Genomic DNA, 12,519 nt, shown 5'->3' with positions numbered 1-12,519 from the left:
CGATGAGGAAAAGGAGGTACGCGATATGACATTTCGTCAATTCGCTTTTCGAAATGTAGTACGGAACCGTCGCGTGTACGCTGCCTTTTTCATGGCGAGCGTTTTTTCAGTCATGGTATTTTTCCTCAATTCCATGTTACTTTTCCATCCGACGATTGAAGCGAGTGCTTTAAGAGACATTGCGATGCTTGGAATGGGCACTGCTGATATAGTGTTGTACATATTTACGGTGTTTTTCCTGTTTTATTCGATGCGCGCGTTTTTGCAAGCACGGACGAAAGAATTCGGCATCCTGTTACATCTCGGTATGGAGAAAAGGCAGTTGCATAAGCTCATTTTTACGGAAACATTGCTCATTGGAATCGCTTCAATTGGGGCTGGTACATTTCTAGGCTATATGTTTTCGAAGTTCTTTTTTATGATTGTTAAACGGATTGTTATGTTTCAAGCGTTACCGCTGTATTTATCGTGGAAACCGTTCGCACTTACAGTAGGGGCATTCTTAAGTCTTTTCATTCTAATCTCCCTCGTTGCACCGGTCTTCATACGGAATGTGACGGTGTATGACTTATTGCGTGGTGAAAGTGCTGAGAGGGAAACGCATGGGTACTCAAAGTTCCGAGGGATACTTGGCATTCTACTACTCGGAATTTCCTATATTTTAGCTGCCTTCACGACGAACAGCATCGTCATCGGACTGCTGTTTTTATTGCCACCTCTCGTGACACTAGGAACGTATTATTTCTTCACAGATTCACTGCCGCTCATCCTCCATCTGTTCAAAGTACGAAAAGAGTTTTACTGGCGTCATTTCAGGTTGCTTGCGATTTCCGAAGGGATTGTCAGGCTGAAGGAAAATGCCCGTATGTTTTTCATTGTGACAATCGTTTCAACTGTGGCGTTCATGTCGGTCGGTATTTTGGCGTCTTTAACGTCTTTCGCGTCACAATATAGGGAAGTAAATCCACTCGGGCTTGTGTATGAAAGCTATCAAGGCAATGAACTCGAAAAGGCCCATGTGAGCAGGTTAGGCAAGGAATTGAGGGAAGCGGGTATCGATTACACATACGTGCGGTTCTCTGTGTTGCAACAGCAATCGTCGATGACACGCAACAATGTCAACATCATTAAGCTTGCGGATGTGAACAGACTATCCCGTGCATTCGGCAAGCAGGCAGTCGATTTGGATGAAGGGCAGGCATTGTTCCTGTCACCAACAGCTTCTGCGTTTACTCAGCTCGATAAACAAACTGTGAAAACAGTACTAAAAGATAGTGGCCTTGTCGTTAATATAAAAGGTGCATATCCGAATCAGCTGTTTCCGGCTCACGCGATTGGAACGAATGCGATCATTTTAAATGATAAAGACTTCTATACACTCCAATCAATGCGGACTGAACCGCTTTTTGTATACCATGCATTTGAAATCCCCGATTGGCAGGAGACGAAAACAATCGGACTTGGAATTAGCCATTCAATGAGCGAATCTATCATTTCGAGTAATGACAATAAGCCGAAATTTTTCTTTGATAATCCAGGTTTGAATTACTCAGTTATGCGAACGACGTTTACACTTTTGCTGTTAATCGGAATGTTACTTGCAGGCGTGTTTTTACTTGCAGCAGGCAGCTTCATCTATTTCCGACTGTATACGTCCCTTGAAAGTGATCGCAAGCAATTTGATGTCCTGCGTCGCATGGGCATAACGGAAAAGGAATTCAAGAAAGTCGTCAACCGACAGCTCATCCCGCAGTTTTTCATTCCGTGGACGGTCGCGCTTGTCCATAGTTCGTTTGCATTCCTTTCGTTGCAAGTAATTTGGGATGCGCTTGCGGAAATATCCATTGTGCGCGAGCTCATTATGGTACTCGCCGGGTTCACGATATTACAAATCATCTACTTCTATCTCATACGTTGGCGCTATCTTGCGCATATTCGAACACCGGGCTAACCGGTGTTTTTGTTTTAGTAGAATATAAAAAGCGCTTTTCATTTGCCGTCAAACTATTGGAATTTCACTATATTGTCCAAAAGTATTGTGAACTTTACGTTTTTCTTATATAATGATAGTTATGTGGAATGAATCACCATTCATTATTACAAGGGAGATGTTAACGATGAGTTTGGTAACACGGGTTTATGAAACTTCCAAGTTGCAACCGAATAAGGCGGCGTATCATTTTATGGGGAAAGATACATCATACGCAGAATTCGATCAGTCCGTTTCGATGTTTGCAACAGCTTTACAAGGGGCAGGTGTTGAGAAAGGTGATCATGTGGCATTTTTACTCGGTAACACGCCGCATTTTTTAATTTCACTATATGCAACAATGCGAATTGGAGCGACAGCGATTCCGATCAATCCAATCTATTCACCTGACGAGATTTCATACATTTTACATAACAGTGATGCAAAAGTAGTCATTGCACTCGATCCATTACTTCCGTTAGTGGAAAAGGCAGCTGCAATGTTTCCGTCAATCGAGCATTATATCATTTGTGAGATGAGTGCTGAAGTCAGAGAAAAAATCGCGGTGTTGCCAGAAAGAGCAAAAGCGAAAGTACAGCTGTTTTCACAGTTGATCACTAAAGGAAGACCGGATTTCGCACCGATTGATATTGATGAAAATGAAACCGCTATCATTCTGTACACGTCCGGCACGACTGGCCACCCAAAAGGCGCAATGTTGACGCATAAAAATATTTACTCGAATGCGCGTGACGTCAGTGACTATTTAGGTTTCTCGGAAGATGATAAAGTCGTTGCAACGTTGCCTGTGTTCCACGTGTTTGCACTCACCGTCGTCGTCAATGCTCCACTACTAAAAGGCGCGACGATTCTACTCGTGCCGCGCTTTAGTCCAGCAGAAGTATTTGACACGATCCGAACAGAAAAGGCGACCGTGTTTGCAGCCGTTCCAACGATGTACAATTTCATGTACCAGTATCCTAAAGGGAAGCTTTCCGATTTCGATACTGTAAGACTATCGATTTCAGGCGGTTCTTCATTACCCGTAGCACTATTGCATAACTTCGAAGAGAAGTTCAATGTCCGTGTTTCTGAAGGATACGGCTTATCGGAAGCATCACCAGTCACATGCTTCAACCCGCTTGATCGTGAACGCGTTCCAGGCTCAATTGGAACGAACATTGTTAACGTGGTCAACAAAGTCGTTGATGAATTCGGTGAGGAAGTGGGTGTCAATGAAGTCGGAGAACTTGTCGTCCAAGGACCGAACGTCATGAAAGGGTATTATAAAATGCCTGAAGAAACAGCTGCCGCTATTCGTGATGGCTGGTTATATACGGGCGACTTAGCGCGACAAGATGAAGACGGTTATTTCTATATTGTAGACCGCAAGAAAGATATGATTATTGTTGGTGGGTATAACGTTTATCCACGTGAGGTCGAAGAGGTTTTATTTACACATCGTGCTATTGTCGAAGCGGCCGTAGTCGGTGTACCCGATCCTGATTTCGGTGAGGAAGTCCAAGCATTTGTTGTATTAAAGGAAGGCGCAGAAGTTACTGAAGCCCAATTGCAACAGTTCTGCGAGAAGCGTCTTGCGAAATACAAAGTGCCGAAAGTGATTGATTTCTTGGATGAATTACCGAAAAATACAACAGGAAAGATTTTAAGAAGATCTTTAAAGGATTATGTGAAACAATAATTAGACAAGCCTCTCGTCCGATTGGATGAAGAGGCTTTTTTGTGAGTAAATGGATATATGACACATTTTAGAAGTAACTGAAAAAAATAGTGCTTCCCCTACTTTACGTTTCGACATATTTCGCCGATAATAAATAAAAAGTAGCAATTTACTTAGGCGAAGGGGGAAATAAAGTGCGCTGGACAGTGGGGAAAAAGCTTACAGGTATTTTTTCAATAATGATTATTCTTATTATCGGAATGAGTGCAGCAGGAATTGTTAGCACGTTCAATTTAAACGAAAACACAAAAACGATGACGGACAAGATTGTTCCTAAAATCGATCATATTACAAAGCTGGAAAAATCGATGCAGAATATTACCAATCAAATGCAGAGGCATATTTTATCGAAAGATAGAGAATTTGAACTGAAATATGAAGAGGACATTGTTAAGGAAAACGAAAAGGTGGAACAGCTTCTCGTTTCGTATACCGGCTTGTTAACAATGCAAAACGAGCGGGACATACTTGAATCAGTAAAGGCGGACTGGCAACTATTCATGGATAAAGTACAAGATGTCATCTCACTTAGCGGATCGAATAGGGATGATGAAGCGATTATCGAATCCTATGATACAACGCTGATTGCAACGGACATAACTGAACAACTGGAAAACATGGATGCTTTGCACAATGATGAACTTGTACAAATAGAAGAAGAGGGTGGACTGCTTTATAATTCCGTGTTAATCATACTCTCTGTCAGTACGCTCATTGCCCTGCTTATTGCCATTATCGGCATTCGTTACTTGCTACGTACGATCCAAAGACCGATAGTTTCCCTATCAGACAGTTTCAAGAAAATGTCGACAGGCGACCTGTCCATCGAACCTATTAACGTGAAGACGAATGATGAAATCGGACAGCTTGGACATGATTTCAATATGATGCAATCGAACTTGAAAGGGCTCATGGAAGAGTTGAGTGAAAACGTCAATACACTTGCTTCCACGTCAATGGAGTTTGCGGCTAGCGCCGATGAATCATCACATGCATCTGAACAGATCACTAATTCCGTCATCGATGTATCTGAAAGTGCTTCTTTACAACTTGAAAGTGCACGAAGGAGTAGCGAGCTAGTTGACACGATTACAGATCAACTCGGCGATACGGCTTTGGCGATTCATCAAGTGACCGAACTGTCTGTCACGACGGCAGACCTGACAAGTGACGGAACAAAGCGTATGGCTACCGCCGTCCAGAAAATGACGGATATCGAGCAATCGACCGAACATACAGCGACAGTCGTCCAGTCGCTTCACAAGAAATCATCTGAAATCGGCAATATCGTTTCACTCATTACGAACATTGCCGGTCAAACAAATTTACTTGCATTAAATGCTTCCATCGAAGCGGCACGTGCGGGCGAGCATGGAAAAGGCTTCGCTGTCGTCGCATCTGAAGTCGGTAAACTAGCTCAAGACTCCGGGAACGCAGCTGCGCATATCCGAAAACTTATCGAAGAAGTCCAACACGAAGTCGGCAGCGCAATCGAAGCGATGCAAACGTCCAAAGAATTCGTCGACGAAGGACTAACAATCGTTCAGCAAACGGGAGAAGGCTTCAAAGAAATCTCCTATTATGTAGAACAAGTTTCGACCCAAGTACGGGAAGTGTCCACAATCAGCGAAGCGATCAACACAAGTATCGAGCAAGTAAAACAACTCGTTGACGAAGTAGCAAACATGTCCGGCCGCACAGATGACAACGTCCAAAACATCGTTGCCGCATCCGAAGAACAAAGCGCCACAATGCAAGAAATCTCCGCCTCCTCCACAGTCCTAAGCGGAATGGCCGACACTTTGCAAACAATGGTATCGAAGTTTAAGTTGAAGTGATGTAGAAGACAGGTAATCCCGCGGTGAGTGGGGTTGCCTGTTTTTTTATGTGAGCGTAACGCAATCAACGGGGTGCGTAACACAACCAACGCGGCGCGTAACGCAATCAATGCGCTTCGCAACGCAATCAATTCGTCGCAACACAATCAATCGAGCGCGTAACACAATCAACGCGCGTTGCAACGCAATCAATTCGCCTCGCAACACAATCAACACACCTCGCAACACAATCAACCAACAAACTCACCCAAAGTAAAACTTCGAAATTCCCTCAATAAACTCCTCTTCCAATCGTCCCATCTTCCTCACAATAATAAACGTCGACACAACGGGCAATTCAAACAAATTAAAATGCGGACGCATCAATCTGCCTTCCGTCAACTCGCGGCGCACAACAGAATGGGGTAAAAACGAATTGCCTAAACCTTCCTGGATGAACCGTTTCGCTACATGCGCTTGCGTCACTTTCATCGTACGGATCCCCGGCACATGCTTTTTCAACACGACGAGTAAATCATCCCAGAAAACAGGATGATGGTGTGTCAGTAAATAATTGTCCATCAATGCATCGCGCACATCAATCGGCGGGCCGCTTTCTTCATCGTAACTGTCAACAGGCATGACAAATACGATTGGGTCATTATAAATTCGTATTGACTCCACATTCCGAAGCGTCGCATTTAATGCTGAAATCCCTAAATGAACTTCTCCATCGTCAACAAGCTTTTCAATTCTCTCTGATTCCTCAACCCGTATCGTTAACTCGACATCAGGATGGCCGTCCATAAAAGTGCGCAAATAATACGGCAAAATCGTTTCAGCCATGAGTGGAGAAATGGCGATTGTCCAATTCGTACGATAGCCTTGCGCAAAAGACTGCATATGATGAACCGTTTTATCCAAAGACTCAATAAGCTTCACCGCTTCCCCGTAAAACAGTCTTCCTGCATCCGTCAACGACACCCGGTTATTAATCCGGTCAAAAAGTGTAATCCCTAAATGCTCTTCCAGAAGTCGGATATGGACTGTAACACTTGGCTGAGACACTCGTAATTTTTCCGAAGCTTTCCTGAAATTTAACGTCTCCGCGGCGATGATAAACGTTCGAAGCCATTGATAGTCCAATACAAACACCTCGATTAATTAATAAATTTAATCATTTTAATACAAAACATTCAATTTAACTAATTATAGTCGACGTCTATACTAAAGAAAAGGAGGAATGGTCATGTTCCAAAAAGGGTTAAAAGATATCGTTGCAGTGCATACACATATTGCCGATGTAGATGGGGATAAAGGAGAATTGCGTTATAGAGGGAAGTTAATTGGTGAATTGGTCCCTGAACACTCATTCGAGGAAATGATGTATTTTCTATTGTACGGCCACTTTCCGAATGAAAAAGAATTGGCTTCATTACAACAACAAATGGTTGAAGGCAGAAAGTTGCCCAAATATATAAAGGAAATCATCAATGCGCTTCCGCAAGAAATCTCTTTGATGGATGCGATGAGAACAGTGATATCCGCCTTCTGTAACCGCACTTTCAAAAATCAATTGATCGAGGAACAAGCTATCCATCTAATCGCAGCATTGCCCGTTATTACTGCTCATCATTATCGTAACAATAAAGCGTTACCAATCATCGAACCGAATCCGGAACTTTCCCATACGGCCAATTATTTATGGATGCTAACGGGCACCGTTCCGAATCCAGTACACATCGAAGCACTTGAAACGTACCTAACACTAACGATGGAGCACGGCATGAACGCATCCACATTCGCAGGTCGCGTCACGATTTCAACCGAATCGGATTTGACTGCTGCCGTCACATCGGCACTCGGTGCGATGAAAGGCCCTCTTCATGGCGGGGCACCTGCAGGCGTAATTGACTTGCTCAATGAAATTGGCGACGAAACGAATATTAGCAAAGTCATCGAACAGAAACTCGCGAGTGGCGAAAGAATAATGGGATTCGGTCATCGAATTTACAAAACAGAAGATCCTCGCTCCATCCTGTTAAGGGATAAATGCATAAGCATGGCGGGTGAAGACAAATGGCTGGACCTTGCGACAGCTGCAGAAAAAGAAATTATCGCATTGCTTGAAACCTATAAACCAGGCCGTAAACTTTATACAAATGTCGAATATTACGCCGCGGCCATCATGCGTTCCATAGACATGCCGCCCGAACTATTTACCCCGACGTTCAGTGTCGCTAGAATCGTAGGTTGGACGGCACATGCTATCGAACAACAAAATGACAACACAATATTCCGCCCGCAATCCATCTATATAGGCACCAAATCCTAAACCTCTCTCCGTGCGAGAGGTTTTTTTATTCCAAAGAAGGAAAAAATTCTACGAGTGTCGAAATATATACCTATGAACAATAAGGGGGAATGCACCATGACAACTAGAAAATTAGAAGTGAATGACCTATTCAAACTACAATCCGTAACGGACCCGAACCTCTCACCGGACGGCAACGAAGCCGTATTCATCAAAACGCACATCGACGAAGAAGCGAACAACTATATCGCCAACCTGTTCCACATCGACCTGAAAACGAAAGAAACGACACAATGGACGTACGGCAAACACCGCGTCACATCGCCAAAATGGTCGGCGGACGGCAAGCAAATCGCTTTTTTGTCGAATCGCGACGATAAAAATCAGTTATACGTCCTATCCGTCCGCGGAGGCGAAGCAAAACAACTTACCACTTTCGAACGAGGCGTATCCAGTTTCAACTGGTCACCGTGCGGAAAGAAAATCTGGTTCAGTGCTACTGTCAAAGAAGGCAAGACGTTTACGGACAAAGAAGAAAAGGACGACAAAAAACACCCTGAACCAGTCCGCGTCACAAAGTTAAACTACAAGACGGACAACATCGGGTTGTTGCCGCAAGACACATTCAAACAAATTGGTGTTATTAATTTGGAAACGGAAAAGGTGGAGCAGTTTACAGAAGGAAATCATCAACATTCCTTACAAGCCATTTCACACGATGGTAAACAACTCGTCATAGGCGTTAACCGTAAAGAAAATCTTGACTATGAATTCCGTCAGCCATTATTCCTCGTCGATATCGAAACAAAAGAAGAAACACTCATTATCGATGAAGAAGGTTATTACGGCGGCGTCCGCTTTTCATTCGACGATTCATATATCGCATTTGTCGGATCAGACAGAAGTTTCTTCATTGCGACACACGGAAATGTATACGTCTATGATGTGAAGCGTGGCAATACGATCAATGTAACAGAAGCGCTCGACGCTCCTGTTGGCGATCATATGGTTGCCGACCACCAGCAAGGCGCTAATATGCCGAGCCTTGCATGGACGAAAGATGACCATCTCTATTTCCCAGTTTCCACGATGGGCGATGTACGTCTCTATTTCGCGACACTTGAAGGCGAATTATATCCAGCGACGCCTGAAAATGAACAAGTATACGGCTATGACATTTCGCAAGATGGCGTTACAGCAATCGTCGCAGCAAGCAGCGCAACGAACCCTGGCGAACTTTATATCCAAACAATTACTACAGGTGAAAGAGAAGCGCTCACTTCATTCAACAAACAGTATTTGGAGGAAGTGAAACTCGTTGAACCTGAAGCAATCACATACAAAGGTGCAGATGATTGGGATGTCCACGGCTGGCTCATGAAACCAGCGGACTTCAAAGAAGGAGAAAAATACCCGCTTATTCTCAACATCCATGGCGGACCGCACACAATGTATGGCAACACGTTTTTCCATGAAATGCAGTTGCTCGCGGCACAAGGGTGGGGCGTCTTATACGTCAATCCACGTGGCAGCCACAGTTACAGCCAACTATTTGCGGATGGTGTCCGAACAAAATACGGTGAAGGCGACTATGCGGATATTATGGCAGGGGTCGACGCAGTTCTTGCCGAAAACGACTGGATCGACGTTGATCGTCTCGGTGTAACAGGCGGGAGCTACGGCGGCTTCATGACAAACTGGATCGTCGGTCACACAAACCGTTTTAAAGCGGCGGTCACACAACGGTCCATCTCGAACTGGATCAGCTTCTTCGGCGTATCCGACATCGGCTACTTCTTCAACGACTGGCAGCACGGACTTAACATGAAAGATGCCGAAAAATTATGGGATATCTCGCCTTTGAAATACGCAGAAAACGTGGAGACACCGCTACTAATTCTCCACTCGGAAAGAGATTTCCGCTGCTCAATCGAACAAGCAGAACAACTATATATCACACTGAAAAGTATGGGAAAGGAAACGGAATTCGTCCGCTTCCCGGAGGCAGATCACAACTTATCACGTACAGGAAAACCGAATCTTCGTGTCGCACGCTTGCACGAAATCACGGGCTGGTTTACTAAACACCTGTAATCTGCCTCCCCCTACACCAAAAAATGGAGGCACTACATTGACTTATACAACAGACAACGTCACAATACGACCAATTCAAGAAGAAGACTTGAACCGCATGTGGGAACTGACATTCAAAGAGGCAAATCCCGAGTGGAAGAAATGGGATGCCCCGTACTATCCACATAATCCCATACCGCTCGAAAAGTTCATGGAGCGCAAAAGTAACATCGTCAATAAAGACGATTACTGGGCAATCGAAACAGACGGCAAACTAATCGGTATGGTGAGCTATTACTGGGAACACGAACCGTCGCTTTGGCTCGAAATGGGCATCCTCATCTACGAGCCGACCTATTGGAGCGGCGGCTACGGCACAAAAGCACTCACAATGTGGATAGATCATCTATTCAACAAAATGCCGCTCGTCCGCGTCGGCCTTACAACTTGGTCGGGCAACACACGCATGATACGCGTCGCCGAAAAACTCGGCATGACAATGGAAGCCCGCATCCGCAAAGTCCGCTACTGGGAAGGCGTCTATTACGACTCCATCCGAATGGGGATTTTACGAGAAGAGTGGGAACAACAAACGAACTAAACCAAAAGGATGGCCCCCGGTACCCCGGCTCAGCCATCCTTTCTGCATTCAATAAACCCCTCATAACTGCAACTAAAACTCCATATCCGCCCGCATAAGTCCATAACCCGGGCTAAAACTCCATAACCACCAGCAAAAGCTCATATCTCACCTGAAAAGCTCATATCTCATCAAAAATGCTCATATCTCAATAAAAAAGCTCATATCTCACCAAAAATCCTCATAATCTCCATTTCACAATTTTTCCAATAGATGTTATACTCAAACCATCATATAAAAGTAACCGTTTACATCTCGAAAACCAAATCTTCATATCACACATAGGAGGTTCCCAAAATGCCCGTTTACAATGTCATGGAAGAAGTAATCTATGACGTCCTTCACCAATACAAAAAAGAACTCAAACTCAGCTGTGAATGCGAAAGATGCAAAGATGACATCATGGCAATCGCACTCAACCAAGTGAAACCGCAATACATCGTCAACGAAAAACACACGCCATACATACGCGCTGCACATGTAGCCGACCGTCAAGGCGCTACGAATATCCTATCCACCGTCATAAAAGCGGCACGAATCGTAGCCGATTCACCGCGTTGTGACAATCACAATAAAACAACATAAAAAAGAGTGCGCCGACAGAAAAATCCCCTGTCTGCACACTCTTTTATCTGGAAAATAAATTCATCACACTTTGCATATTCTGATTCACCTTATCGACAAGCAAATGATCCCCTTGCTGGCGAATATCCATACTGACGAAATTCATCATTTCCTTCGCCATATCCGTATCCTCAAGCAACGAAAGCGACTTCGCCAAATTATTCTCAAACACATGCGCATTCGTCAAATGATGCTCAATCGCTTCCATATCCGAACCGACTTTCGTCAAATGACTCGATACGGTTTGAATTGCATTGTCAATCGTCGTAATCAGCGCCTCAGCCTGCACACGTTGCTCAAGCTTAGCCCCGCCGAGTCCAAGCGTAGCCGCACTCACATCAAAAAGTTTAATCTGCATTTGCTGACCTGCATTCGCACCGACTTGCAATGTCAACTCCGTATCCTGCCCAAGAATCCTTTTCGTATTGAACTCCAACTTCTGCGCCGTATCATCTACAGCTTCAAGCAACTGATCCAACTCCACCTGACTCGCATGACGATCATTCACCGTCATCGTATCATTCGAACTCATCACCGCAAGCTCACGCGCACGTTGCAACAGGCCGTTCACATTATTCAAGCCTTCATTCGAAGCCTCAAGCACCGACAAACCATCCTGCATATTACTTTGTGCACGGGAAATCCCGCGAATCTGTGCACGCATCGTCTCGGAAATCGACAGTCCCGAAGCATTATCGCTCCCCTTAGCAATCTTCACACCCGATCCAAGCTTCACAAGACTCTTCTCAATCTGACTCGCATTCCGCTGAGAACGATTCGTCGAAAAAGAAATGTGCTCCTGACTTAGACGCATATCCTCACCCCAACTCCATTAATTAAAACTTCTCCTTTCCTTTATCGGTAAATAAAAGTGGAAATGAACTGAAACTGACCGATAGAAAAAGAAAAGCTGAGAGGAGTGAACCCAAATGACAACCGTGGATATCGAAAAAGCCATCCAAATCTACAAAGAAGCAAGCACATCCACATTATCCATGATGGAATATATCATACTCCTGCTTAACGAACTGCACAAAAACATCGAGCAATGCGAAAAAGCATTTGCGCAAGAAGACATTATAGAACGCGACCGTACCATCAGAAAAGCCCAAGACATCCTATTCGAAATCATGACAACAACCGACCAAGAAACCGATCATAGCGTACGGCTCATGACACTCTACATCCACATGAACCAATGCCTCGTCAAAACCCAACTGACAAAACAACCTGACCTGCTGCCGCACATTGCGGACATCACCGTTCAGCTAATCGCGTCATGGCAAGTGTCAAAACAAGTAACGCGCCGCAGGACTTTCACGACAAACCAACTCTAGAAAC

General features: G+C 44.4%; 10 protein-coding genes. 8 read left to right on the top strand and 2 right to left on the bottom strand.

Translation table 11 applies throughout. The features are described from left to right. Window positions 1-25 precede the first annotated feature (25 nt). The 3 genes from H9649_RS11450 to H9649_RS11440 all read left to right on the top strand — a co-directional run bounded on the left by H9649_RS11450 (window position 26) and on the right by H9649_RS11440 (window position 5,548). Window positions 26-1,951 carry an FtsX-like permease family protein gene (locus H9649_RS11450; protein WP_191695023.1) on the top strand — a complete coding sequence of 642 codons (1,926 nt, stop codon included), beginning with the start codon at window positions 26-28 and terminating at the stop codon, window positions 1,949-1,951. A 166-nt stretch (window positions 1,952-2,117) separates the two neighbouring features. After that, window positions 2,118-3,671 carry a fatty acid--CoA ligase family protein gene (locus tag H9649_RS11445; protein WP_191695022.1) on the top strand — a complete coding sequence of 518 codons (1,554 nt, stop codon included), beginning with the start codon at window positions 2,118-2,120 and terminating at the stop codon, window positions 3,669-3,671. Window positions 3,672-3,844: 173 nt separating this feature from the next. Beyond that, a complete protein-coding gene (locus H9649_RS11440) occupies window positions 3,845-5,548 on the top strand; it encodes a methyl-accepting chemotaxis protein (protein ID WP_191695021.1) in 1,704 nt (567 codons plus the stop codon). Between the two features lie 243 nt (window positions 5,549-5,791). On the opposite strand, the gene H9649_RS11435 is transcribed toward H9649_RS11440, so the two are convergent. After that, window positions 5,792-6,682, bottom strand: a complete 891-nt coding sequence (locus H9649_RS11435; RefSeq protein ID WP_318241683.1) for a LysR family transcriptional regulator — start codon at window positions 6,680-6,682, stop codon at window positions 5,792-5,794. A gap of 94 nt (window positions 6,683-6,776) precedes the next feature. Here H9649_RS11435 and H9649_RS11430 point away from each other — a divergent pair, with 94 nt between their 5' ends. The 4 genes from H9649_RS11430 to H9649_RS11415 all read left to right on the top strand — a co-directional run bounded on the left by H9649_RS11430 (window position 6,777) and on the right by H9649_RS11415 (window position 11,139). After that, window positions 6,777-7,862, top strand: coding sequence for a citrate synthase/methylcitrate synthase (locus H9649_RS11430; RefSeq protein WP_191695019.1), 1,086 nt, complete (start codon window positions 6,777-6,779; stop codon window positions 7,860-7,862). A gap of 96 nt (window positions 7,863-7,958) precedes the next feature. Continuing rightward, the gene (locus H9649_RS11425) at window positions 7,959-9,935 is read left to right on the top strand and encodes a S9 family peptidase (protein WP_191695018.1); all 1,977 of its coding nucleotides are present in this window, start codon (window positions 7,959-7,961) and stop codon (window positions 9,933-9,935) included. A 37-nt stretch (window positions 9,936-9,972) separates the two neighbouring features. Continuing rightward, complete coding sequence (locus H9649_RS11420; RefSeq protein WP_191695017.1) at window positions 9,973-10,515, top strand: GNAT family N-acetyltransferase; 543 nt, start codon at window positions 9,973-9,975, stop codon at window positions 10,513-10,515. A gap of 336 nt (window positions 10,516-10,851) precedes the next feature. Beyond that, window positions 10,852-11,139, top strand: coding sequence for a late competence development ComFB family protein (locus H9649_RS11415; RefSeq protein ID WP_191695016.1), 288 nt, complete (start codon window positions 10,852-10,854; stop codon window positions 11,137-11,139). Between the two features lie 43 nt (window positions 11,140-11,182). Here the strand turns inward: H9649_RS11415 and H9649_RS11410 are convergent, their stop codons facing one another. Then, window positions 11,183-11,992: a flagellin gene (locus tag H9649_RS11410; RefSeq protein ID WP_191695015.1), complete on the bottom strand. Its 810-nt coding sequence runs from the start codon at window positions 11,990-11,992 to the stop codon at window positions 11,183-11,185. A 115-nt stretch (window positions 11,993-12,107) separates the two neighbouring features. Between H9649_RS11410 and H9649_RS11405 the strand changes: the two genes are divergently transcribed. After that, window positions 12,108-12,515 carry a flagellar export chaperone FliS gene (locus H9649_RS11405; RefSeq protein ID WP_191695014.1) on the top strand — a complete coding sequence of 136 codons (408 nt, stop codon included), beginning with the start codon at window positions 12,108-12,110 and terminating at the stop codon, window positions 12,513-12,515. The last annotated feature ends 4 nt before the right edge of the window (window positions 12,516-12,519 follow it).

Source organism: Sporosarcina quadrami, assembly GCF_014836615.1.
Classification (GTDB): domain Bacteria; phylum Bacillota; class Bacilli; order Bacillales_A; family Planococcaceae; genus Sporosarcina; species Sporosarcina quadrami.
This window is presented reverse-complemented; position numbering and strand designations above follow the sequence as displayed.

Bases quoted from the DNA above. Each gene is read 5' to 3' on its own strand.
- H9649_RS11450 (WP_191695023.1), top strand. From the start codon at position 26: ATGACATTTCGTCAATTCGCTTTTCGAAATGTAGTACGGAACCGTCGC.
- H9649_RS11445 (WP_191695022.1), top strand. From the start codon at position 2,118: ATGAGTTTGGTAACACGGGTTTATGAAACTTCCAAGTTGCAACCGAAT.
- H9649_RS11430 (WP_191695019.1), top strand. From the start codon at position 6,777: ATGTTCCAAAAAGGGTTAAAAGATATCGTTGCAGTGCATACACATATT.
- H9649_RS11425 (WP_191695018.1), top strand. From the start codon at position 7,959: ATGACAACTAGAAAATTAGAAGTGAATGACCTATTCAAACTACAATCC.
- H9649_RS11415 (WP_191695016.1), top strand. From the start codon at position 10,852: ATGCCCGTTTACAATGTCATGGAAGAAGTAATCTATGACGTCCTTCAC.
- H9649_RS11410 (WP_191695015.1), bottom strand. From the start codon at position 11,992: ATGCGTCTAAGTCAGGAGCACATTTCTTTTTCGACGAATCGTTCTCAG.
- H9649_RS11405 (WP_191695014.1), top strand. From the start codon at position 12,108: ATGACAACCGTGGATATCGAAAAAGCCATCCAAATCTACAAAGAAGCA.